23 protein-coding genes and 1 other RNA gene are annotated in these 23197 nt (G+C 36.4%); 19 read left to right on the top strand and 5 right to left on the bottom strand.

What is annotated here, in order from left to right:
* The first annotated feature begins 87 nt into the window (after positions 1–87).
* From FD29_RS02665 to FD29_RS02635, 7 genes are all read left to right on the top strand, one after another.
* Entirely contained in the window at positions 88–1434 is a 1347-nt protein-coding gene (locus FD29_RS02665) for an LTA synthase family protein (protein WP_057887442.1), read from the top strand.
* A gap of 217 nt (positions 1435–1651) precedes the next feature.
* On the top strand, positions 1652–4279 hold the full coding sequence (locus FD29_RS02660) for an SLAP domain-containing protein (RefSeq protein ID WP_083477748.1): 2628 nt from the start codon (positions 1652–1654) through the stop codon (positions 4277–4279).
* Between the two features lie 161 nt (positions 4280–4440).
* Positions 4441–5139, top strand: coding sequence for a Tim44 domain-containing protein (locus FD29_RS02655; RefSeq protein ID WP_147007949.1), 699 nt, complete (start codon positions 4441–4443; stop codon positions 5137–5139).
* Positions 5140–5274: 135 nt separating this feature from the next.
* Entirely contained in the window at positions 5275–5658 is a 384-nt protein-coding gene (locus FD29_RS02650) for a YxeA family protein (protein WP_057887439.1), read from the top strand.
* A gap of 283 nt (positions 5659–5941) precedes the next feature.
* On the top strand, positions 5942–6577 hold the full coding sequence (locus tag FD29_RS02645; protein WP_162253413.1) for a carboxypeptidase-like regulatory domain-containing protein: 636 nt from the start codon (positions 5942–5944) through the stop codon (positions 6575–6577).
* 27 nt (positions 6578–6604) lie between these two features.
* Positions 6605–6826 carry a hypothetical protein gene (locus FD29_RS02640; protein WP_057887437.1) on the top strand — a complete coding sequence of 74 codons (222 nt, stop codon included), beginning with the start codon at positions 6605–6607 and terminating at the stop codon, positions 6824–6826.
* 150 nt (positions 6827–6976) lie between these two features.
* Entirely contained in the window at positions 6977–7291 is a 315-nt protein-coding gene (locus FD29_RS02635; protein ID WP_147007951.1) for a hypothetical protein, read from the top strand.
* 202 nt (positions 7292–7493) lie between these two features.
* On the opposite strand, the gene FD29_RS11820 is transcribed toward FD29_RS02635, so the two are convergent.
* Together FD29_RS11820 and ssrA are read right to left on the bottom strand one after the other, a co-directional pair.
* Complete coding sequence (locus FD29_RS11820; protein ID WP_225868753.1) at positions 7494–7577, bottom strand: putative holin-like toxin; 84 nt, start codon at positions 7575–7577, stop codon at positions 7494–7496.
* Positions 7578–7959: 382 nt separating this feature from the next.
* Positions 7960–8325, bottom strand: a transfer-messenger RNA (tmRNA) gene (gene ssrA, locus FD29_RS11185).
* Between the two features lie 145 nt (positions 8326–8470).
* Here ssrA and FD29_RS02630 point away from each other — a divergent pair.
* A complete protein-coding gene (locus FD29_RS02630) occupies positions 8471–9115 on the top strand; it encodes a DUF3862 domain-containing protein (protein WP_057887435.1) in 645 nt (214 codons plus the stop codon).
* A 53-nt stretch (positions 9116–9168) separates the two neighbouring features.
* On the opposite strand, the gene FD29_RS02625 is transcribed toward FD29_RS02630, so the two are convergent.
* Positions 9169–9774, bottom strand: a complete 606-nt coding sequence (locus tag FD29_RS02625) for a YitT family protein (RefSeq protein WP_083477746.1) — start codon at positions 9772–9774, stop codon at positions 9169–9171.
* 206 nt (positions 9775–9980) lie between these two features.
* On the opposite strand from FD29_RS02625, the gene FD29_RS02620 reads away from it, so the two are divergent.
* The 8 genes from FD29_RS02620 to FD29_RS02585 all read left to right on the top strand — a co-directional run bounded on the left by FD29_RS02620 (position 9981) and on the right by FD29_RS02585 (position 16943).
* Positions 9981–10649, top strand: a complete 669-nt coding sequence (locus FD29_RS02620) for a DPBB and LysM peptidoglycan-binding domain-containing protein (protein ID WP_057887433.1) — start codon at positions 9981–9983, stop codon at positions 10647–10649.
* Positions 10650–11362: 713 nt separating this feature from the next.
* The gene (locus FD29_RS02615) at positions 11363–12187 is read left to right on the top strand and encodes a MetQ/NlpA family ABC transporter substrate-binding protein (protein ID WP_057887432.1); all 825 of its coding nucleotides are present in this window, start codon (positions 11363–11365) and stop codon (positions 12185–12187) included.
* A gap of 154 nt (positions 12188–12341) precedes the next feature.
* The gene (locus FD29_RS02610; protein WP_057887431.1) at positions 12342–13400 is read left to right on the top strand and encodes a methionine ABC transporter ATP-binding protein; all 1059 of its coding nucleotides are present in this window, start codon (positions 12342–12344) and stop codon (positions 13398–13400) included.
* 3 nt (positions 13401–13403) lie between these two features.
* Positions 13404–14093, top strand: a complete 690-nt coding sequence (locus FD29_RS02605) for a methionine ABC transporter permease (RefSeq protein WP_057887430.1) — start codon at positions 13404–13406, stop codon at positions 14091–14093.
* Between the two features lie 167 nt (positions 14094–14260).
* Positions 14261–15082, top strand: a complete 822-nt coding sequence (locus FD29_RS02600; RefSeq protein WP_371862719.1) for a MetQ/NlpA family ABC transporter substrate-binding protein — start codon at positions 14261–14263, stop codon at positions 15080–15082.
* 526 nt (positions 15083–15608) lie between these two features.
* A complete protein-coding gene (locus FD29_RS02595) occupies positions 15609–16433 on the top strand; it encodes a helix-turn-helix domain-containing protein (protein WP_083477744.1) in 825 nt (274 codons plus the stop codon).
* A 101-nt stretch (positions 16434–16534) separates the two neighbouring features.
* Positions 16535–16723 (top strand): PspC domain-containing protein, encoded by a 189-nt coding sequence (locus FD29_RS02590; protein ID WP_057887428.1) that lies wholly within the window; start codon positions 16535–16537, stop codon positions 16721–16723.
* Between the two features lie 25 nt (positions 16724–16748).
* Positions 16749–16943, top strand: coding sequence for a PspC domain-containing protein (locus FD29_RS02585; RefSeq protein ID WP_057887427.1), 195 nt, complete (start codon positions 16749–16751; stop codon positions 16941–16943).
* A gap of 178 nt (positions 16944–17121) precedes the next feature.
* Here the strand turns inward: FD29_RS02585 and FD29_RS02580 are convergent, their stop codons facing one another.
* On the bottom strand, positions 17122–17913 hold the full coding sequence (locus FD29_RS02580; RefSeq protein ID WP_057887426.1) for a Cof-type HAD-IIB family hydrolase: 792 nt from the start codon (positions 17911–17913) through the stop codon (positions 17122–17124).
* A gap of 158 nt (positions 17914–18071) precedes the next feature.
* Here FD29_RS02580 and FD29_RS02575 point away from each other — a divergent pair, with 158 nt between their 5' ends.
* From FD29_RS02575 to FD29_RS02565, 3 genes are all read left to right on the top strand, one after another.
* Positions 18072–18827: a DeoR/GlpR family DNA-binding transcription regulator gene (locus tag FD29_RS02575; protein WP_057887425.1), complete on the top strand. Its 756-nt coding sequence runs from the start codon at positions 18072–18074 to the stop codon at positions 18825–18827.
* Between the two features lies 1 nt (position 18828).
* Positions 18829–19710: a LysR family transcriptional regulator gene (locus tag FD29_RS02570; protein WP_057887424.1), complete on the top strand. Its 882-nt coding sequence runs from the start codon at positions 18829–18831 to the stop codon at positions 19708–19710.
* Between the two features lie 92 nt (positions 19711–19802).
* Entirely contained in the window at positions 19803–22061 is a 2259-nt protein-coding gene (locus tag FD29_RS02565; RefSeq protein ID WP_162253412.1) for a UvrD-helicase domain-containing protein, read from the top strand.
* Between the two features lie 218 nt (positions 22062–22279).
* On the opposite strand, the gene FD29_RS02560 is transcribed toward FD29_RS02565, so the two are convergent.
* On the bottom strand, positions 22280–23014 hold the full coding sequence (locus FD29_RS02560; protein WP_057887422.1) for a hypothetical protein: 735 nt from the start codon (positions 23012–23014) through the stop codon (positions 22280–22282).
* Between the last annotated feature and the right edge of the window lie 183 nt (positions 23015–23197).

Below are 23197 nucleotides of genomic sequence, written 5' to 3'. Positions count from 1 at the left end.
GTACGTACGGTGGTGTGAGAGGTCGGTAATTAAAAGTTACCTCCTACTCGATTTGCCAGTTTTTATACAGCAAATGAAGAAGGCTCATTGACGTCCAAAGTTTTAGATAAAGTTGGTTTTGCCAATTATGAAGTCAATATCAACTGGTCAGCCAATAATAATGGACCAATGTTGACGTTTTTAAGCAGTATGCACGTTGATATAATGGATGAACCTAAGGGTTACAGTAAAGCTACGATGGATAAATTAGTGACGAAGTATCAAAAAGTTGCTAAAAAAATCAATAAGGATCGTCCTAATGATAATTTGAGCAAGCAAACTTTGATCTTTGTTTTGAGTGAAAGTTTTGCAGATCCTAGTCGTGTACCGAACTTAAAATTGAATCAAGAAGCAGTTCCTAAGATCCAAAAGGTCAAAAAAGAGAATACTTCAGGATTGATGATGAGTTCTGGTTATGGTGGGGGAACGGCCAATATGGAGTATATGACTTTTACCGGCTTAGCTTTCAACCAATTTGCAAAGTCACTGCAGACGCCGTATACGCAATTAGTTGCTAAACAGACTGCTCCGATCAATATCGCTAACAGTTTTAAAACGACTGCTGCCATTCATCCATTTTATGGTAACTTCTATAACCGAAACTTAGTTTATAAGCGCTTTGGAATTCAAACTTTTAGAAACATTCAAACGACAGGCAACTTAGCTTTGAAGTATACGGCTACTGAAGATGGCGGACAATATGTCAGTGATGCTTCAGCGTATAAAGATGCTTTGTGGCAACTAAATCAAACTAAAGGTGGACAATTCATCAACTTAGTTACGATGCAAAATCACTTGCCATTTACCGTTGATTATCCGGACAGTCAATTTAAGGTCAGTGGAAAAAGTGCCGGCGACAACAAGCAACAGGTCAAGAATTATGTCAAAGGTATCAACATGACGGATACGTCCGTGGAGAATTTCTTGAATAAATTGGACCAAGTCAAGAAACCAATCACGGTAGTTTGGTACGGAGATCACTTGCCTGGTATTTATGATGGCGATAGTATGAAGAAATACAATGTAGTCAAACATGAGACGGATTACTTTGTATACAGTAATAAATATGCTTTGGAACACGGTTATGGTACGAAGAAATTGACTGCCAATACGAAGTATACAGATCCTAATGGCTTTATTCCTTTGGCTTTGAAGCAGATGAAACAGAAGGTAACCCCTTATTCAGCGCTTTTGACAGAAGTTCAAGAGAATCTACCAGCTATGGCTAAAAATAGTGTTGGCTCCAATGAGAGTCTGTATGTCAATTCGAAAGGTAAACAAATTACTTCTAAACAATTGACTGCCAAACAAAAACAATTGATTCACGATTATAAACTCATGCAATACGATTTGACAGCTGGTAAAGAGTACAGCAAAGCAACAATCAATAAATAAAGAAAACTCAATTCTTGATGGTCAGGAATTGAGCTTTTTTTGTCGTGCTTTTAAAATGGTATACCTATAGTATATGGCTTGTGAGATGGTTACTGACAGTAATATCAAGACTGATTAAATAAAAATAATCATGAACGATATTTTTGGTATGGGTGGTAATTCTGATTAATATTACAGTTGAGTACAAAGTAATATTGATAAAGAAAAGAGCGATTCTATGTTATTAAATAAGAAATGTATTTATTTAGGAGTTTCATTGTTTTCGGCAATGATTTTAGGATCAATGTCTAATCAAACCGTTAAAGCTGATACGACGAGTGATTCAACCGGTACAAGTAGCACTCAAACTGCCAGTTCAACCGCGACGCCAAGCACTTCAACCACGTCCTATGTAGCACCAACTGGCACTGTCGTAACTACGCAACCAACTGGTACGACACCTACTGTTGCATCGGTTTCTTTACCAACAAGTTCTGACTCGACAACGAGCACGGTTCCATTAACGACGACGGTAATTCCTACGACTAGAAGTACATCTGTTACTTCGACTTCTACAGCTAATTTAACTGCACCAACCGATACATCAACAAGTGGTACGGCAAGTACAACAGCAACCGCACCAACAAGTACTTCAACGACGGGCACCACAACAACTGCACCAGCAAGTACTTCAACGACAAGCACAGCAGCAACTGCACCAACGAGTACTTCAACGACAAGCACAGCAACAACCGCACCAGCGACAACTTCGACGACAGGTACTACAACAACAGCTGCAACGACAACACCTGGTACAACTGCCACAACTACGCCAGAACCTGATCCTTACGCACTCCCAAGCAATTTAACGGATAGTTCAATCGTAACCTTTACTGATCCTGCCATCAGCAGTGTCGTTAAATCAGCACTTGGACTACAACAAACTGCTAATGTAACAGTTGGCGATATTAAGAATTATAATCAAGAAGTTTTGGATCTGGACGTGAACGATTATAAATTACCAACTGGCGTAAGCAATCAAATTGAAAGTTTGAATGGTTTACAATATCTCACATTGCTTCCATCTGGTACAGTCGTTTATGCCGATTTTAATATGGCATCGGACTCAACCGCTGATCCTGATTTGACACCTTTGAAAGGCGTAAATTTGAATGCCTTAGGATTGACTGGTAATTTCAGTGATCCTAAAGCTCCTGAAATTGATCCAACTCAAATTTCTGAATTGAATTTAAATAATTGTGTTTACTTGGGATTCCACGGTGATGGCATCGTAGCCACAAATGATGGTATTACTAATGCACAATTAGTGGCTATGGCACCAACTTTGATCAAGTACAGTCAAAATGGGCAATCTGATTCACTTTACTTCGGCAATAGTTCAATTACTGATTTCACACCATTGAAACCAATTTTGAGTAATCCAGAGGTTCCTGGTAAAGGATTCTACCTTAGTTCTGGTAATATGACTATTTATGATCCAACACCAATTTATGCTGTCAAGGGCCAACCATTGACCTTTACTGCTGAACCTAATACTGGTCTAGATGGTGAAGATTTGGCCGCAACGTATCACTATTCAGCTACTGCACCAGCTGACGATCAAGTGGATGATAACATCACTTACCTTGGTAATGATACTTACGTTTTGCAAAATGCAGATTCAAGCAATAATCTCTTATCATATGGTAATTTAGGTGAATTCGGCAGTGTCAATGATACTTATATTGATAAATCTTATCCTAACGGTACGACCTTCATTTATTGGGGCACGACAGTAGAACCAATTGTTTGGCAAGATTATCCTAATGTTACAGTTGAATATGTTGACCAAAATGACAATCCAATTATGAATAACGGTCAACCTATGGTAAGAACAATCGATGGTGCAAAAATAGGTGATAGCTATGATCTAACACCTTACAGTACAGTTGCCGGTTATACTATGACTGGTACCTCATCAACAGTTTTGCAAGGTAAATATACCCAAGCACCACAAGTAGTTATCTTGACATACAAAGAGAATCTAGTTGTCACTCCACCAACAACACCAAGTACTTCAACTACTCCAGCAGTCGCTCCAACGGATATTGTTAATGATGTGGTTGATGTAACACCTCAAAAAACCAGTCCAGTGCAAGTTTATGATGATTCTGGTCAAATAGTACCAAATACTAGAGTAAGTTTGGCTGATACAACGATTCAAGAATCAGCTTTGATCAATGGCAAACGTTACTACATGATTGGTACTGACGAATGGGTACCAGTTAGCGATTACGATTCATACAAACCTGAGACCGGTGTTGTTAGAACCTTTGGCGCTGATACAGAATTGGTCGACTCAGCTGGTAAACCAATCGATTCACAATTGAGTCCTAATACTGAATGGAAATATAATAAAGTTATTACTATCAAAGGTAAGAAATACTATGAAGTTGCTACGAATGAATATTTGGCAGCTGACAGTGCAGTTCAATTTACCCCAGTTAAAGCTGGTACGGCAATTACTACAAAGATTGCAGCAACAGTTTATAATTCTGAAGGTCAAATTTTGACAACTAAATTGCCTGCAGGTTCTAGCTGGAAGACCGATGGCTCCGCAGTTATCAACGGTATTCCAATGTGTCGGATCGCAACTGACGAATGGATTCCCGCTCAAGGAGTCGATACATACAGTAGTGTAAAGATGACTTATACAGTTGACAGCGAGACACCAGTTTATGATATTGATGGCAATGTTTTGCCAAATACATTGAAAGCTGGAACTACTTGGAAAGTTGATCAAATTGTAATGATCGATGGCCAAGAGTACTATCGTGTCGCAACTAATGAGTATATCAAAGCCTAAAATTCTTAGATAAAAAACAAGGTTCAGAAATCATTTAGGTTTCTGAATCTTATTTTTTTGCAGTAACTTTATATAAGAATCGTTCATTTCGCATATCTTGGTTTACCTTCGTAATATATAATGAAATTTGCACTTTAAAACTAATTATGGGGTACTAAACTTTGAAAAAGCTAACCTTAATAATAATTATTGGTCTATTATTTATTTTTGCTATGACGCCGACAATTGTTTCAGCTCGAGCAGGTGGCAGCATGGGTAGTAGTTCAACAAGCAACAGTAACATTAGCTCAAGTGATTACAATGACAATAATTATTATGGTTACCGCGGATACGGTGGTTATGGAAGAGGTCGCTTTTCACTAATGGATGTTTTTTTTATCGGGGTTACAGGTCTTTTGGCTTTTCGGTCGATTAAACGTAAACGTCAAGAGAACTATACGCTACCAGAAACTTATGATGAACTTACGCCACACGTGAAGGAATATTTTGAACCATTCTTTTATAAAGTTGAGGATGCTTGGACGAAGAATGATTTGGAAACTTTGAAGACATTGATGTCACATTATTATTTTGGTCAACAAAAACGAATCATCAATGGCTACATACGCAATCACAAAGTAGATCATCTTGAGGGTTTAGTGATTATTGATCTTCAACAAGTCATCAATCCAGATCATGGGGATGTTCAAGTTATTGTTACCGCTCAAGCGCGTGATTATTTTCAGTACGATAATAAAACTGTCGAATATAATCAACAGATCCAGGATGATACTAATATTGAACGATTCAAGGAGATTTGGACATTGACTTGGCAAGAAGGGGGTCGACTTTTGCTTGGTGGGATTAAAGTGATTGGATAAAGGAAAAAGACGATATGGGGAACTTACATGTTTGTAAGCAAAATGTAAGCTGTTTAAATTTCTCAAAAGAGTAAAAATTAATAATATTTTATAAGGATAAATTTTAAGAATTTATGTTTATAGGAGAAGGAATTAATGAGAATATTTAAAACATTTTTTACTTTAATATTTGGATTGGCCCTGGCTTATACCTTGGTGTGCATCCTTAACAAAGACAATCCCAGTGCATTTGGTCAAGCAGTGAATCAATTTAGTATCTTTGTAAAAGAAGAGCCCAAATATGTCAAAATTGATAATGCTAAAGGAAAAGATAAGGCAGGGTATGGAAACTATGAATATGCCTTAACTGGTTATGACCCAAATGGAAATTCTCATCCGGTTGAATTCACCGGACATGGAAAATTGAAGCAGGATCATTATTTGCGCTTAGATACTAAGGGGTCTTACGTGATAACTTACTCTGAAGCTTTTGAAAATGAGATGCCCAAAGATGTATTTAACAAACTCAATCAGGAATAATGAAAGCAATCAAAAAATGATTCTTACTCTTAAACAAGTAGGAATCATTTTTTGATTTAACATTTTGTTCGATATTATCTAAAATAAATAAGTTGAAATTATTAGAACAATCTGTTTTAGAGGAGGCTTTTTTATGACAATCATTAATTTAATAAGATTGATAATTATTGGGATTGTCATTTACGCACTATATGTTTTTTGGAGAGCGGGCCTGGTTCAACGAAAAATGGGTCAAACACTTCCAAAATATCTAATTTACGCAGTTATTGGGTCTGTGGTATTTGTGCCGATATGTTTTCACTTAGCCGGTGATATTATTGATGATATTGCCCATCCTATTCCAACTGTTAGTCTTAACAGCAAAACCGTCAAGATTGCTGATGATGCAGATACAGGAACAATCAACGGTGCTACTAAACCCGGTATTAAGGTTCATTTAAACAGTTTGACAGATACACCAAGTAAAACCGTAACTTCTAATGATAATGGTAAATTTAAGTTTTCCGGTCTTTCTGCCGGCGATTATAGTATTTCAGCAAAAGACGGAGATGCAGAATCAAGTGAGATGTCAGTTACTGTTAAGGGTGGTTCTGATGATTCTGATTATGAGGCAAACACTAAAGCTCAGATTTCTGCTTTCTCACGCGACATGCATGCTTACCTTGATAACAAATATCCAGAAATAGCATTTAGCTATGATAGAACCGAAGATATGGCAACATTTTCTGTACCGAATGAAGTGGCTGACATGAGTAAAACTGAACAAAAATCCTACGTCAAACCGATTTATGACAGAATCAATACTTTTGCTAATGCGAATGATCTAAACAATACACCTAGTCTTTATATGAAGACCCAAGATGGTACAATGATTGCCCGCAACGGTATGTTTGGATTCAAGGTTTACGCAAAGAGATAAATACAGATAAAAGATTGGAATGGAAAGATGAAAATAACTGATTTAGGTGGAAAGTATGTTTCGGTTAAAATTTCCAATGGAGAGATTTTTAAAGGTTTTGTCGAATTTGTTGAAACTGAGGCTGATGCTGATGATGGCGTTTCTAGCATTGATTTAAAGGGCACAAAACAATTTCCCTACAATGATGTAAATTTAAGGGATGATGAGATCGTCAGTTTCAAAATTATAAATAAAAAAGATATTCAGTAAAAAGAAGCTGTTGACATATGCAAGGCTGAACAGAAATCCTATCTTGCTTGGTTTCAAAAATCATGTAAAGAAAATATAATACTAAGATGCTTATCAATAATGAGTGTCTTTTTCGATATATTAGTTGTAGCACAATGAAAGTTGGAAAATATGATGACAAATGAAGAAAAAGAATGGGAAAGTTATAAAAAAGCAATGCACATAAATTCCGATAGACCACCTTTAAAGGCCGAAAAAGAGGCATTAGCTATGATGAGAACGATGCCTAAGAATTTAAGCTGGGAAGAAAAGAATTTTAGATGCAGATTAACCGGGGACGCCAGTGAATTGGTTTCAACTGATAATAATCGTAGAAAACCAGCTAGAAAACTAACTAAAGAGGAACAAGAAGAGGATGATGAATTTATAAAGGGATTATATGCACGATTTAATGAGTTACAGGGCAAAAATAAAAATTGTAAATAATAAAATATTAAAAAATTGATGTTATTGTTGTTTCAATAAGTTGGTAAATATAGCGTGCTTGACTAAAAATAACCTGTTATAATATGGGGGTACAAAAAAGAGGGATGCTCGAACATCCCTCAGATAGCCCGTTTAAGACGGTGGCTACTTAAGTTTTAATAATAGTTCAAATAACCGTTAACTCAGCCAAAAGTTAGGACGGTTATTTTTTTCGATTAAATTCGAGTATTAGAACTACTAACGTTGCAAAAGAAATCATCAACGTAAGAGCCTGGTAAACACTCATTGTTATCCTTTCGAGAGGTAAAGCCATTTAATTAATCTCATAAGGCATCACCTCACAGTATCATGAAGTTAGCCATCGCCATTAACTTGCTATCGTTAATATTATTTAATACTACGTAGATCAATGAAAGCCATTTATCAGAATCTTAATAGATAAATGGCTTTTTTGATATCATGAATGAATATCGGATATATCTTTATAATTCAGAAAATAAAAATACCACCACATAGAAAATGTGATGGTAATTGCCTCAACCAGTAATATATTTATTTAAGTTGACTAAGTTTTGACTAAGTTCTATTTAATTCATATTAATTCATAAAAATAAAAAACCAGCTATATCAAGGCGTTAAGCACTCAATATAACTGGTTGATTTTTGCAAAATGGAGGTGAGGGGAATTGAACCCCTGTCCAAGCATAATGCTATGCAAGCATCTACACTCATAGTCGTATCATTTAAAGTTTCGCTATAATGTACGCCATACAACAAGGCAACTCATTATAGCTATTCCGATGATCTCTTTTTAACTATTCAGAATGCACAGTTAAACGTAGCCCAATTCATTTGAGACCCATTTCCAGCCCTTGGGCGAAACTAGAATGGATCACGCTTAGACTGTTTTTAGGCAGCTAATGCGTAAGAATTATTATTTTTTGCAGTTATAATAAACTGTGTGTTTTTAGAGGGACACGAAACCCTAAATGCAGCCTGCACGCTACTACACATGTCGAATCCAGAACACCCCCAATGAATGTTCACTATTCTATAATATCGAATTTTCCTATAATAAGCAAACACGATGCTTATTTTTTCGATGAAAATAATAATGTTTTAAAAATGCCTTTTTCAAAAAAGCCTGTTAAAATACGTAGTGTAACCGGAGGTATGAAAATGACAAATGAAAATGAAAGAAAGCCATTTTACAGAAGAAATTGGTTTTGGATCACAATTCTTTCTATTTTTATTGTAGTATCAGCCACGACTTACGTTGCTAATTATGCTTTTTATCCTGATAAGGTTGACAAAGCAACCGTGAAACAAACTAAAAATGTTACAAGTAAGAAAATTGAAAACAATCCTTCATTAGTTGCAAAATATAATTCAATCAAAACTGGTCAAAAGGGTTTGAGTAAAGCTGCAGTTATTGATCTATTGGGTCAACCTGCGACATCGCAATCATTGCCAAACAGTTCCATTTTGAATTTAACTTGGGATGGCACTGATAATGGTGAAAATGTCACTATTCAGATCACCTTTGAAAAGGGCAAAGCAACAGCTAAGTCGATTCAAGGATTAAATATTGATAGAAAGAGATTATTAACACTCAAAGATTTTGAGAAATTACAAGTTGGCGATGAATATAATCGTGTCATCGATGTTTTAGGTGACCCAGATACATATTCAGATACTAATGGTATCAAGATTTTAACGTATGAATCTGATTTGGCGGAAGCCGATCTCAGTCAAGACGCCACGATCAAAATAGAAATCTCTGACAACAAGATTATCAATCTCGAACAGCAGAATTTAAAATAAAATAAAAAAGGTGCATATGTCAAAACACGAAATTGCTTTGATATGTGCGCCTTTTATTGTGTGACCGGATGTCTTTTTGTATGAACGAATCCAAAGCCCTTGATGGCTAAACTAGAGATTCCTACGGACATGACGGCAAGTAAGAAAGAAATGGCATCGGCTACGACGAAATTTCCTAAACAGACGATAGCATCAATAATGAAGAGACTGATGTATTTGTCGATACCGAAGTTCTGATGAATGATCATTGGCGGAACAGTTGTACCACCACTGGACATATTCAAGGTATATAAAATAGCTAAACCAATTCCAAAAATGACACTTCCTACTATTATAGAAATCAATTTATTGTTTGGAATTAAATTATAAACGGGAGTGATGTACAAGAGAATCGGGAGCATGAAACTTCCTAAAGCTAATTTCAACGTCGTTTGACGGTCTAAATGTATGTAGGCCAGTACTAACATCACAATATTTATGACAAGAACCGAGATGAAGGTTGGGATTTTCCATCCTGCTTGCAATAGAATCGCGATTCCAGTGGCACCACCGGCGGCAATACTGTGCGGTTCGAAGAACATATTTAAACTAAATGCGATAAGTTCCAAAGCAACTAACATAATTAGTAGTTTTGCGGACAATCTTTTTTTATTCTTCATACTTAAAACTATATCATGAATATATATGAAACAAATTAAAAGTCCAAAATACCTAAAATTCTAATATTTCAGCAACGTTACTAAGATTACATAAAACTCCAAAACTGTAACGTTAGGGACATTGTTACGTAATATAGACCTGTTAGTATAGCACCATAGCAAATGAGAGCTAAACAAATTTTAAATATTAAGGATGTAATTAATTTATGAAAAAAGTTTTATCTATCGCTTTAGTAAGTGCCATGACATTAACAGGAATCTTCGCCGCTTCATCACAAACAGCTCAAGCTGCAGTGACAAATGGTAGCCAAGTTACCGTTGAAAAAGGTGACACATACAAGAGCATTGCTGAAGCTAACGGAATTAGTATTTCGGCTCTAGAACAAGCTAATGGTCGCACAGTCGGCGGATTTGACTTGATCTATCCAGGAGAAACAATCACATTGCCTGGTGCTACTACACAATCACAAGCCACAACAACACAAGCTACAACACAACAAAATACTCAAACAACAGATACAACATCACAAGCAACCGATACAACAGCAACAGCTACAACAAGTACACAAGACTCATCTGCTACGCAAACAACTGCCACAACTGGTACATCACAAGGAACATTCAAGATTTCTTTCTATGATCCAGCTGTCTTAGGTTCAAACATGGGTTACTCCGGTGTTGCCGCCAATCTATCAGTATTCCCTAAGGGTACACAATTAAAAATCACTTTAGCTGACGGTACTGTAATGTACAGAACAGTTAATGATACAGGTACATTTGCTAACACAAACTCACAACAATTAGATGTTGCTATGCCTAGTTCATCAATTCCATCATATGGTGTAACTACAGCTACTGTTGAAGTTTTATCATAATTAAAAACTAAATAGACAATTGCACTAAAGCTAAAAATCAGCAATGGTTTTTAGCTTTTTTTATGTTTGAGATTCTTGATCTGATTAAAGATCCAAAGTATGAATAAAATTAATGATTTTCTAATGTAAATACTCGAGTGAAAATAAAATTTTATATTTTTTATTTTTAAAAATAAAATATTTTAACGTTATAAATCGCATAACGGCAAAGCAGATTAAACATTGAAATAAAAGGATTTATCTAAACATCATGTTATAAATGACAGTTGGCATAAAAATATAAAATTAGAAAATAGCCTAAAAAAACTTATTTTTATTGATTGACATTTCAAAAATTAGATTGTATTATCTAACCAACGATTAACAAAAGATATTTATTAAACAATTTGATCGGGGGAAGTAATTCAACCTCGTTTGTACAGAAAACCTCTATTTGCTGAGATGAGGGCAACGACTTGAATGAAAATGACCCGTGATTGGTGCGCTGAATCCGGATGGATAAAGATGCAATGGTTGGTACCCTTTAACGTACACGCGTATAGAATTTTTGTACGTTGTTAAGGGGATAAGTGCAAATTTATTCCGAATTAGAATGGTACCGCGAGAAGTCGCTTCTAACATTGGACAGAGATGTCCAAGTTTGAAGCGGCTTTTTTTGTTTCTAATAGATATTTTTTAGTTGATTAAAGTATTAGATAAGGTGGGAGAGAAATATGAGTAAATTTAGAAAGTTTGGTAAGGTTATTTTATTAGCCTTCACAGCATTATTTATTTTTGTACTAGCTGGTTGTGGAAACCAAAGCAAGTCACAAACAGTTAAAGTGGGTATCAACCCTTCAGATGCACCAATTTGGAAAGTCGTTCAAAAGAACGTTAAGAGTGAAGGAATTGATTTGAAGATCGTTCAATTCAACGATTACAATCAACCTAATACAGCTTTGAACCAAGGGGAAGTTGATATCAACGCTTATCAACACACAGATTTCTTGAATGCTTGGAACAAAGCACACAAGGCAGATTTAGTTTCAATCGGTAAGACAGTTATTCAACCAATGGCTCTATATTCACACAAGATCACAAAGCTCAGCGATTTAAAGAATGGCGCTAAGATTGCTATTCCTAACGATGCTTCTAATGAAGCCCGTGCATTACAATTACTAGAATATAATGGTCTACTAAAGCTTGATGATTCTAAGACATTACCTTCAACAAAAGATATCAAAGAAAACAAATTGAACTTGAAGTTCACTACACTAGATGCTGCTCAAACAGCTCGTTCACTTGATAGTGTCGATGCTGCGGTCGTTAATGGTAACGTTGCTAACGATGCTAAGTTGAATCCTAAGAAGGCTATTGTTACAGAAAAGATCAACAAGAACTCAATTCCTTGGATCAACATCATCGTTGCTCAAAAGAAAGACAAGAACAACAAGACATACAAGAAAGTTGTTAAAGCTTTCCAAACAAAAGCTGTTGCTAAAGAAATCAAGAAAGTTTATGGTGGTAACGAAATTCCTGCATGGAACGCCAAACTATAATTGATGGTTAAACTAAAAAGTTGGGCTACCACCTGAGTCAAACCTTTGATTCAGACCTAACTTTTTACAGATCTACCACAGGATTCAGTTAGAAAATCAACAAGACTTCATTATTATTGATGAGTCTTGGGTAAGTTAAGGGAGTAATTATTAAATGGCAGAACAAAATGGGATAATTCAGCTAAAAAATATTGACGTTACTTTTCAAAATGAAGGTAAGACAATCGAAGCTGTCAAAGACGTTTCAATCGATGTTCAAAAAGGTGACGTTTTCGGAGTTATTGGTTACTCAGGTGCTGGTAAAAGTACTTTAGTTCGTGTGATCAATTTGCTACAAAAACCAACTGCAGGGTCAGTTATCGTTAATAATCAAAATATGCTCGAATTGAGTCAAAAAGAATTACGTACAGCTCGTCGTAATATCGGAATGATTTTCCAACATTTTAATTTAATGAACTCCTTGACTGTCTATGGAAATGTTGATTTTCCATTGAGAGATTCTGGATTGAGTAAGGCTGATCGAAAGAAAAAAATCGATAAGTTGTTAGATATCGTCGGTTTGTCGGATCGAGCTAAAAACTATCCGTCACAATTATCCGGTGGTCAAAAACAACGTGTTGCGATTGCTCGTGCTTTAGCTAATGATCCAGAAATATTGATTTCTGATGAAGCTACCAGTGCTTTGGATCCAAAGACTACCACAGAAATTTTGGATCTACTTGGTCGCTTGAACAAAGAATTAGGTATCACGATCGTCATCATCACTCACGAAATGGATGCTATCAAACAAGTATGTAATCGTGTTTCTGTCATGGAAAATGGTCGACTAATTGAAGAGGGCAGTCTGTTGGACATCTTTGGTAATCCTAAAGAACAATTGACGAAAGACTTCGTTAATACGTCAACCCATATCGGTTCTGTACTTGATGAGATCCGTGACAGTGGAATCGTTGATAAGTTATCCGGTCGCTTGATCGAACTTAATTACATCGGGGATTCAACTAATGAGCCAATCGTAGTTGAATTGTATAAACGATTCCAAGTTGAGGCCAACATTCTCTTCAGTAATATTGAAAGATTGCAAAATACAACTGTTGGTATCATGTTATTTGCCTTAACTGGTGAAGATGACAAAGTTGAACAAGCTATCCAATATTTGAATAGTTTGAAAGTTAATGTTAAAGAAATATCTCTAAAGAAAGAAGGCAAATAATTCATGACAGGATTAATAAATAAATTTCTACCCAACGTTGTTGCCAATTGGGAAGGCGATAATGGCTTCGTAGTTGCCATTTGGCAAACATTATATATGACTTTTGTCAGTGCATTATTTGCTGGTATTATCGGTATCATCTTGGGAATCCTCTTGGTCGTTACAGCGGAAGACGGCATTGCACCACACAAGAACTTCTACTACTGGTTGGATAAATTGGTCAACCTATTCAGATCAATTCCCTTCATCATCTTGCTAGCGGTCATCGGACCTTTTACTAAGTTGATCGTTGGTCAAACTATTGGACCTACTGGTGCTTTAGTACCGTTGGTTATTGGTACAGCTCCATTCTTTGCTAGACAAGTTCAATTGGCTCTAGTTGAAGTTGATCCTGGTGTGATCGAAGCTGCTGAAGCTATTGGTTTGTCACCAATGAAGATCATCTTCAGAGTTTATCTTCGTGAAGGTTTACCAGAGCTTATCCGTTCCGGTACTTTAACGATTATCAGTTTGATTGGTTTAACTGCCATGGCTGGTGCTGTTGGTGGTGGTGGTCTTGGTAATATGGCCATTTCTGTTGGATACCAACGTTTCGAAAATGATGTCACAATTGTTTCTATGTTATTTATCTTGGTACTGGTTTTCGCTATCCAATGGGTCGGCGATTTCGCAGTTCGCAAGCTTGAACATTAATTGATTATTTCTACCACATTAATAATCAGTCAATGAGTATCTGGTATTACTTAAGCAACATTAAATAAGTGTTTGCTTCTAGAATGATACCGTGCCAAATTGGCGCTTCTATTAGACAAACTCTAATGGGAGCGCCTTTTCTTTTTAAATTGAGGAGGAGGATCACATTGAAGAATCGAATTAAGGGAATATTTCTTATATTCATTACCACACTTAGTTTATTTATCCTAGCAGGTTGTGGAAACAATCAAGCAGGTACCACTGTTAAAGTCGGTATCACTGGCTCGAATGATCCTGCCTTGCAAAAGGTAGCTCAGATAGTAAAAAAAGAAGGCATCAATATCAAAGTAGTCGAATTTTCCGATTACAGCCAGCCTAATACCGCTTTGGCTCAAGGTGAAATCGACATGAACGACTTTCAAACTTACACCTTCCAAAGCGACTGGAACAAGAAACACAAGACGGATATCGTAACTTTAGGTCAAACGGTCGTCGCACCAATGTCACTCTTTTCTAAGAAAATCACCAATTTGAACCAACTCAAAAAAGGCGACAAGATTGCTATTCCTAATGACGTCACAAATGAGGGTCGAGCTTTACAACTGTTGGAAAGTGCTGGACTCATCAAATTAGATGATAGTAAGATTCCAAGTCTACGTGATATTAAAGAAAACAAAATTGGCTTGAAGATTTCATCATTGGATGCCGGCCAAACTGCCAAATCACTCGATGATGTGACTGCTGCCTGTGTCAATTCCGGTGTCGCTAGTGACGCTAAGTTGGATCCAAAGAATGCTGTCTATCGTGAGAAGATCACTGCCAAATCAAAGCCCTACGTCAATATCCTCTCAGCTAATGCTAAGGACAAGAACAATAAGACATTCAAAAAAATCGTCAAGGCTTACCATACTAAAGAAGTTGCTGAAGTAGTTAGAAAGGAATTTCACGGCTACGAGATGCCTGCTTGGGAGTACAAGATATTACAATAATTTCAAAAAGACAAAACATGGTCGGCTTTCGAGCATTAATAAAAAGATATGTTTTGTTCCGCGTTTATACTGCATGTTTGATGGAAATATGTTTTTTTCAACTTTGGTTATATAAAATTATTTAGATACTAAAACAGGTCATCCAAAATCATACTGGATGGCCTTTTTAGTATTGCCTTAAATAAAATATTAAACCATTAGAATCTATAGTATTAACACTACTAATGTAAAACAAATAAGAAATCGTTTAGTCTGGAATGAAACCCCGGTGGATGCTCAGCCGTGGTAGTCTCTTGGCTGGCGTACCTTGCCAGGTTAGAGACAGACAAGCTTAGAGACAATTTGAACCGTAATTGGATCTAAGTTGCTCTCACAGCGTTCCAGCAATCCACCGGGGTTTCATGGAAGACGGCAGTGAACAATCAAACTTTGAAAAGAATCGAAATATAGTTGTGTCCCAGAATTTTTGTTTTTATTAGTTATTTAATCTAAAATTGAATATAGTAATTATAAGTAGAATTCAGGGATGTATATGAAAAATTTAGGGACAGTTTTAAAGGAGCTGCGTAAGGATAGAGGCTTTACGCAAAAGGAGTTAGCGGAGGGAATCTGTGCGCAGTCCATGTTATCAGCGATAGAGAATGACGTTTATATTCCTAACGCTGATTTGTTAGTCAATTTAGCCAATCGCTTAAAAGTCGACCTTAACGAAATCAGTCTAGCGGTCAATTATCCGATCAGTGAGAATGACGATTTTAATCAGATGATCGATCAATTATGTAAAAGTCATCAGTATCAAGAATTAAAAGATTTCTTACAGCAAGATAAGATTGTTGCCCAATTACAGACGACGCAACAATATCAAAATTATTATTACTATTTAGGCGTGTCCCAATTGCAAACTAATAATTTTGATGAAGCTTTTAAATCATTTAAATTATCACTGGCTGAGATCAATCACTTGCACTTGGATACGATTTCTCGGTTGGCATATTTGTCCATGGGATATATTTATGCCTTGAAGAATCAACGGACGGATGCTATCGACAGTATTGACTTAGCTTTTCGTAATTGGAATGAGTATTCATATGAAGAAAATCAAAATAGTCTTTATTACTTGTCAGCTTTGATCTATTTCAAGTTAAACGACTATCAAGATTCTACGGCTTATTTAGTTGATGGGATCGGCTTTATTGCCAAGCACGATTCACATTATATGTTGGCCAAATGTTATTTTCTGATGGCCCGTTTGGCACAAGAAGCTCATCGAGATGATGAACGTTTGGAAGCCCACCGGCGCAGCAATTTGTTCACGGAACTTTATAATGAAAGAATTTTTACTGATTTTTAGAACAAGTGACAAAAATGTAAGTTGTTTGTAAGTGAATTAGATGTACTAATATTTCTAAATAATCTATTATGTAATTAAAGATAAAGAGGGGGAAGTAGCTTATGCATATTCAAATTAGACGTTCCAAAAATGATCGAGTTTTTGCCGGTGTTATCGGCGGATTGGCTGAACATTACCAATGGAATCCAACCATTGCCAGAGTATTGTGGGTGTTGATCAGTTTGACACCATTCCCAGGTATCATAGGTTACTTGGTACTCTGGATGTTGATGGAAAATCCTGAATATTAATAATTATCGATAGGGGCCAAATATTATGCACATTCCAATTAAGAGATCCGGAAGCAATCAGATTTTTGGTGGCGTTATCGCCGGAATCTGTGAAAAGTATGACTGGAATCCAGCCGCTGGTAGAATTCTTTACGTAGCTTTGGAATTAGTACCAGGATTTCCGGGAATTATCGTTTACCTCATTTTCCTATTGTTAATGGAGCAACCGGATAAAAATTAAAGAGAAATAATCTCTGATTTAGTTTCTTAGTTATATGTAATTGTTTAGAGAGCGTGACAGAACATGGTCAGCTTTCGAGTGTTAAGGCAAAATAAGTCCAGTAATCGTTTTTCAGATTACTGGACTTATTTGTTTTAAGTGGAAAAAGCTATGCTTTATTGCGCATTTTGTTATGATCCTAAAAATTAAAGAAGTCTTGAATCGTATTGAGAACGCCATCGTGATTGTTGTCGGTCTTAGTGATCAAGTCGGCAGCGTCTTTGACTTGCTGTTTACTATTGAGCATTGCAACTCCAAGACCAGCATCTTGAATCATTTCCAAGTCGTTAGTATTGTCGCCAAAGGTCATCACGTTATTTAGATCGTAAGGAAGTTTTTTAGTTAAGTGATGCAAGCCAACACTCTTGTTGACGCCAGAAGACATGATGTCGATACTGCCAAAACCACTTGCCGCTGCATGGACTAAATCGCCATAATTATCATTGATAAAGTCTTCAGCGGTAGGGAGATCGTCAGCTGGCAGTTGGATATTGAATTTGAAAATATCATCCTTAACAGCAGTCAAGTCGTCCACTTTGACCAAGTTACCCATGTGATAAAGTGGCAAGTTTTCGAGACTTTCAGAGTAACTGGCCTTTTTGCCTGATAGAGACATTGAATCGAGTTGCAGATTTGCTCTGAGTACGTTGATCATTTTGACAACTAGGTCGTTGGGGATGAATTGTTCAAAGAGGACTGCTTGTTTGTTGATCACTTGAGCTCCGTTTTCGGCAATGAAGATATCGATATTTGGTGAATCAGCGAAAATTCTCTTTAAGTGATCGAGATTATTGCCACTTGCAACCGCAAAGTCAATATTTTGGTGATGCAGTTTTTCTAAGTAGTCATTGAATCGTTTGACATTGTAATTTTTGTCAGAGTCAAACAGTGTGCCGTCGATGTCAGTAGCGATTAATTTAATGTCTGTCATATGTCTCTCCTTGAGTGTTTATTGTGATGAATTGGTTTATTGTTTAAAACAAATATTACAATAGAATATTTGTTATTACAACAAAACCAGCAAAAAGGATTGGTTTTGAGAGAAAAAACCAATATAATTAACTTGAAACTATAAAGGGAGTCCAATTTATGACGCGTGAAGAGCGAGAAAATCAAATTCTTCAAGAAGTGATAGTCAAACGAACGGTCAGTGTGAACGATTTGGCTAAAAAATTTAACGTTACAATGGAAACGATTCGTAAAGATATTGCGGCTTTGCAAGCTAAAAATGTGGTTGCCAAAAATTATGGCCAAGTGACTTTGGCTGATCCATATATGGAAGACAGCTTCATAAAAAAAGAAACGCAAGATTTGACTGCTAAAACTAAGATTGCTCAGACGGCCTTGGAGTTGGTTCCTAATAATGCCATCGTCTATTTGGATGCCAGCACGACAGTTTTACAATTAGCTAGATTGTTGTCACTGCGTTCAGGATTGACGATTGTTACCAATTCGTTGCGGATCAATGAAGTATTGTCGAATAATTTGAATGATGTTTTATTGACCGGCGGCCGATATCGTGACCTCAGTAAATCATATTTTGGCGACTGGACGATTAGTGCCATCGACTCGATAAATATCGACATTGCCTTTTTAGGTGGCGATGGAATATCAAATGATGGGGTAACAATCAGTTCTTATGGAGAGCTGACGGTAAAAAAAGAAGTTATCAAGCGTAGTAAAAAGACGGTCTTATTATTATCGACAAGTAAGTTTCAAAGAATAGGCAAATATACTTATAGTAAGTTTAATGACGTGGATATTTTGGTTCCCGAGCGTCAATTAACTGTCGGTGAACGTGACAATTTTCCTAGCGATTTGTCGATCATGAATCAGGGTGAGTAAAATGGATCTACACAAGTTGCAAGTTTTCATCAATTTATCCCAGACGCTCAATTATACGCAGACAGCTGAAGAGATGTTCACGACTCAAGGGAATATTTCCAAACAAATCCAAGCCTTGGAAAAAGAACTCAATACAAAATTATTCTTACGAGCTCATCGTAAAATTGCCCTGACGGAACAAGGGAAAATAATTTTACCCTATGCAAAAAGCATCTTGAGTGAGTATGGGCAATTGACGACCAAATTGAATGATTTCCAGACGGCCAAGTCATTAAAAATCGAACTGCATACGATTCCGACCATGCCGAATTACCGCAGCTTTTCATTGATAACGGACTTTTTGCAGGCTAATCCCGAATTTCAATTACAACTTCAAGAAGAAGAAAGCTATAATTTAATAACGTCTCTAAAAGCTGGTCAGTGCGAAATGATCTTTGTCCGAACTTTTGACTTCCACGATAAAACGATTGAACAACTCGATATGGAAACCGATAAATTCGTTGCTGTTTTGCCTAAGAATCATCCACTGGCACAAGAGAAAACTATAGATTTAAAAATGTTAAAAAATGACCGCTTTTTAATTTTGGGTCCATCGACTAATATGTATGAGCAAGTTTTAAAACTCTGTCGCCAAGAAAATTTTGAACCGGAGATCGCTTATGAGGGAACGAGAGTGGATTTGATCATGCAGATGGTGCAAAATAATTTAGGTATCTCATTGATGATGGCTAAGACGGTCCAAAATTATGATCAAACCAAATATGCTTTGGTGCCTTTAACGAAAAACATCGACAATCAACTGTCATTTATGCGTTTAAAAGGGCAACATTCCAAAGCTAATGATCGCTTTTGGAATTATTTGCAGACTAGAGTCAACGACTAAAAATTACTTAGATTTACGAATTATAGGAGGATATCACCATTCAAGAACTATCAATATCAGAAATTATCGACCTGATGGAATCGGGCCTTAATATGAAATTCTCCGCTGAACAAATTGCTATTTTAAATAATGATTTTTCCAAACCACTGTTGGTCAACGCCTGTGCTGGATCGGGGAAGACGACGATCTTTATTTTGATGGCTTTGATTGCGATTGCTCAAGGCAATGCGGAGCCAAATGAAATTTTAGGAATCACTTTTTCACATAAATCGCGAGTCGATATGGGACAACGTTACAATAAGTTTGTCGCTGAACTCGAAAATACCGGCTTGGATCTGTCGAGTGGACGACCTAATTTCACAACTTTTCACGCTTTATTCTATCAATTATTGCGGCAAAATCCTGAATATCGCAGTGCGCAAGTTTTGACATCTTATCGGTTGTTTATCAGGGAATTGTCAGATGAGATCAAACACCCAAGCAACGTGATCACGAAAGCAGAAATGCTAGAAGAGATGTTTAATCTCAATGACTACATGATCAATCAAGGACTGACCCGCGATGGAATTTTACCAGATGAAGCGACTGGAAAACCTCTGAGTACAGCAATTGAAATCATGACTGGCTATTCTCGTCAAAAGCATAACGATGAATTTTTTGAAGATTATCTGGACGTGATCGAAAAGTATCAATCGTTGAAGCGCCAAAATGGTTATATTGACTTTAACGATATGAAATTACTGTTGTTGGAAAGCATGAATGATCCGCAATATTTGCAGTATTATCAACGAATCATGGCTCGTTATAAAATTGCGGTGATCGATGAGTTTCAAGATATCGATAATTTGCAGTGGCAGATCATTTCCAAATTATTGAGTCCCGAAACGATGTCGCATTTGATCGTGATCGGTGATGACGACCAGAGTATTTATTCCTTTAGAGGTAGTAATCCTAAGTATATTTTGAATTACAAGTGCCTTTTACCTAATGCGCAGAAGCATAACCTCTCAACTAATTATCGGACGGGCGAAAAGATCTTGAAGCGAGTGATTCCTTTGATTAAGAAGAATCATGTACGACTCGATAAAGAATTGTTGTCTGGACGTAAGGATCAAGGTAAATTCGTCTTATATAGCAGTAAAAAGTCTGGTTTCAGTGGTGATTCGAAGATGCTGCGTCGTTTGGTCAAACAAGTCAATGATCCCGAGATAGAAAACGACGACATTGCTATTTTAGTGCGCTATAATTCTTCGCGAATGTTGTTGGCAGACTGGTTAGCGAATCAAAAAATCTATGCCAATATCAACAATTCGAGTGCGATTCTTCAAAATAATATTGTCTATCGGATCATTACGGAATTGATGAAAGCCATGTGGCAAGATAAATATCGTTACTTTGCCAATCAAGCTAATCGAATCGGCTTTCGAGCTTATAAGGATCACACAGTCAAAGTCGAAAAACGCACGGATGATAATTTCCATAAATTGAGTAAATATTTGTTAGGCGCTGAAGCTTACAATGCTGAAAATAACACCCCTTATAAGCGAACTGACGAACGAGTCAAAATTTATTTCAATAGTATCCAACGTTTCAAAACCAAGATGGCTGAAGCTGATAACGTCGAGACTAAAAATAAATTAGCCAAGAGTTTGATCAAGGACCTTTACAAGGCAGCTACCAAATTGACTGATAAGTATTTCGATTACATGGAAGAAAAGAATTTCATGTCCAAAGTTGAAGTCAATGATATTAAGAAGTATTTAGAAGAAGAGTTGGAGACCTACAAGAATATCGACGATTTCTTCAATGAAGAAGCAGATAAAAAATCGATCCTTTCTGATCGAATGGAACAAGATAAGCAAGAGCACCGGATTCAGTTTTTGTCATTGCACCAGGCTAAAGGTCTGGAATTCAAGTATGTTTATCTCTACGGTTTGACTAATAAGGAAGTTGAAAGTGCGGGCAAAGTTCTCAACGATTGGTTCCCACCCGAAATGCCATTTGAAAAATTCGTTAAAGAATGGAAAGTGGTCTATAATCACAGTTTCAATTTTTTAGAGAATGCTTTGAAGTCCGCTCATATTGATGATTACAAAGATATAACTAATAACAACGCTTTTAATCCCATCAATTTGGATAAGACGTTGGATAAGAAAAAAGAATTTGCCATGTTCCATACTTTTTATAAAGAGGTTGAGAATTACTCAGCTTTTATCGAAGAGGAGCGGCGTTTGTTGTACGTCGGAGTGACCCGAGCTCAACAAGAATTGTGTTTGCGGATCGCACCGGATTCTAATCCGCTGTTGTTTGATCTACAGTTACCTAAAAAGAAAAAAGTAAAAAAAATATAGAGAGTGAAACAAGCCTGGTTAACTTTTGGGTATTTAAAGTAAAACCACCTCTGATTCAGTATTTCTGTTCTTTTTTAACTTTGGTTACATACAATTATTTAGATATACTAATAGGCCATCCAAAAATCAATTGGATGGCCTTTTTAGTGTTGTTTTAAATAAAATATCGAATCAGAGACGGCCTTTTGTTATGCGGAAATGTTTCACATTTATGAAATTCAAAACATTTCAAGTGAGTTATAGAGACATTGGGATAGAGAAGGTAATTCATTTGGATAGCGTACAATAAAGGCATTTCGAGCTGTTTGATGATGTTTGTCGTAGTCTTTGTCGAGTAGTAGGACAAAATTGCTTTTGGAGTTAAGGATTTCGTGGACGTTGATACTGGATTTTTTAAAGATGAGAGTGTTGGGGATTTTATTAGCAAAGATATTTTTATCGTCGAGTAGGATGAAGTTGATTTTTTTGTCACGAAGTTTAGTGATATTTTCGTTGTCGATTTCAAAACTTTCAGTTTGGTAAATAACGCCGGCAGATTTTTGGAGACGTGATAGCGTGATTTTTTGGAAGTCGGTTTTGTTGAGCAAGACAAGATCGAATTTATCATTGATGTGACATTGTTCGTCGTAATCGGGAGTGTAGCCGTGAGTGAAGGTATTGGCGTAATAATTTTTGAAGATTTGATTATCGGCAAATTTGGTTACGAAGAAAAGTTTGCGTCGCTTTTTTGTATAAGGCTTGTAAACGATGAAGTAGGAATGTTTGGCGCCCATTTCGATGTAATTTTCGCAATCGAGTTGATAAAGAATTTGGTCAAGCATATCAGCGGAGATGTGGTAGAATTCGAGATATTGATCACCGTAGTAGATGGTTCCGTCGTCTTCAACGTATTCGCTGGTGTTGATAATGTCATTTTTTATACCACGGTAAGCTTTTTGATAAATATTTGTCATGAATGAAATCTCCTTTTCTTTATTTACAAATATATTATATCGTTGGTGTCGGACATAATATGTCATTATAACTAGGAGAAACCATTTGGTTTATTGCGTTAAATAATATATTCCATTATGGAATATTTGTCTCAAAAAGATGAATTGTTCCTTGGACCAAAGCCTTTTATACTGATCTTTGTT

The sequence above is a fragment of the Companilactobacillus mindensis DSM 14500 genome (assembly GCF_001434275.1).
GTDB classification, from domain to species: domain Bacteria; phylum Bacillota; class Bacilli; order Lactobacillales; family Lactobacillaceae; genus Companilactobacillus; species Companilactobacillus mindensis.
This window is presented reverse-complemented; position numbering and strand designations above follow the sequence as displayed.

Excerpts from the sequence above, each read along its gene's own strand:
- FD29_RS02660 (WP_083477748.1), top strand. The coding sequence starts at position 1,652 with ATGTTATTAAATAAGAAATGTATTTATTTAGGAGTTTCATTGTTTTCG.
- FD29_RS02650 (WP_057887439.1), top strand. The coding sequence starts at position 5,275 with ATGAGAATATTTAAAACATTTTTTACTTTAATATTTGGATTGGCCCTG.
- FD29_RS02640 (WP_057887437.1), top strand. The coding sequence starts at position 6,605 with ATGAAAATAACTGATTTAGGTGGAAAGTATGTTTCGGTTAAAATTTCC.
- FD29_RS02635 (WP_147007951.1), top strand. The coding sequence starts at position 6,977 with ATGATGACAAATGAAGAAAAAGAATGGGAAAGTTATAAAAAAGCAATG.
- FD29_RS11820 (WP_225868753.1), bottom strand. The coding sequence starts at position 7,577 with ATGAGTGTTTACCAGGCTCTTACGTTGATGATTTCTTTTGCAACGTTA.
- FD29_RS02630 (WP_057887435.1), top strand. The coding sequence starts at position 8,471 with ATGACAAATGAAAATGAAAGAAAGCCATTTTACAGAAGAAATTGGTTT.
- FD29_RS02625 (WP_083477746.1), bottom strand. The coding sequence starts at position 9,774 with ATGAAGAATAAAAAAAGATTGTCCGCAAAACTACTAATTATGTTAGTT.
- FD29_RS02620 (WP_057887433.1), top strand. The coding sequence starts at position 9,981 with ATGAAAAAAGTTTTATCTATCGCTTTAGTAAGTGCCATGACATTAACA.
- FD29_RS02615 (WP_057887432.1), top strand. The coding sequence starts at position 11,363 with ATGAGTAAATTTAGAAAGTTTGGTAAGGTTATTTTATTAGCCTTCACA.
- FD29_RS02610 (WP_057887431.1), top strand. The coding sequence starts at position 12,342 with ATGGCAGAACAAAATGGGATAATTCAGCTAAAAAATATTGACGTTACT.
- FD29_RS02605 (WP_057887430.1), top strand. The coding sequence starts at position 13,404 with ATGACAGGATTAATAAATAAATTTCTACCCAACGTTGTTGCCAATTGG.
- FD29_RS02595 (WP_083477744.1), top strand. The coding sequence starts at position 15,609 with ATGTATATGAAAAATTTAGGGACAGTTTTAAAGGAGCTGCGTAAGGAT.
- FD29_RS02590 (WP_057887428.1), top strand. The coding sequence starts at position 16,535 with ATGCATATTCAAATTAGACGTTCCAAAAATGATCGAGTTTTTGCCGGT.
- FD29_RS02585 (WP_057887427.1), top strand. The coding sequence starts at position 16,749 with ATGCACATTCCAATTAAGAGATCCGGAAGCAATCAGATTTTTGGTGGC.
- FD29_RS02580 (WP_057887426.1), bottom strand. The coding sequence starts at position 17,913 with ATGACAGACATTAAATTAATCGCTACTGACATCGACGGCACACTGTTT.
- FD29_RS02575 (WP_057887425.1), top strand. The coding sequence starts at position 18,072 with ATGACGCGTGAAGAGCGAGAAAATCAAATTCTTCAAGAAGTGATAGTC.
- FD29_RS02570 (WP_057887424.1), top strand. The coding sequence starts at position 18,829 with ATGGATCTACACAAGTTGCAAGTTTTCATCAATTTATCCCAGACGCTC.
- FD29_RS02565 (WP_162253412.1), top strand. The coding sequence starts at position 19,803 with ATGAAATTCTCCGCTGAACAAATTGCTATTTTAAATAATGATTTTTCC.
- FD29_RS02560 (WP_057887422.1), bottom strand. The coding sequence starts at position 23,014 with ATGACAAATATTTATCAAAAAGCTTACCGTGGTATAAAAAATGACATT.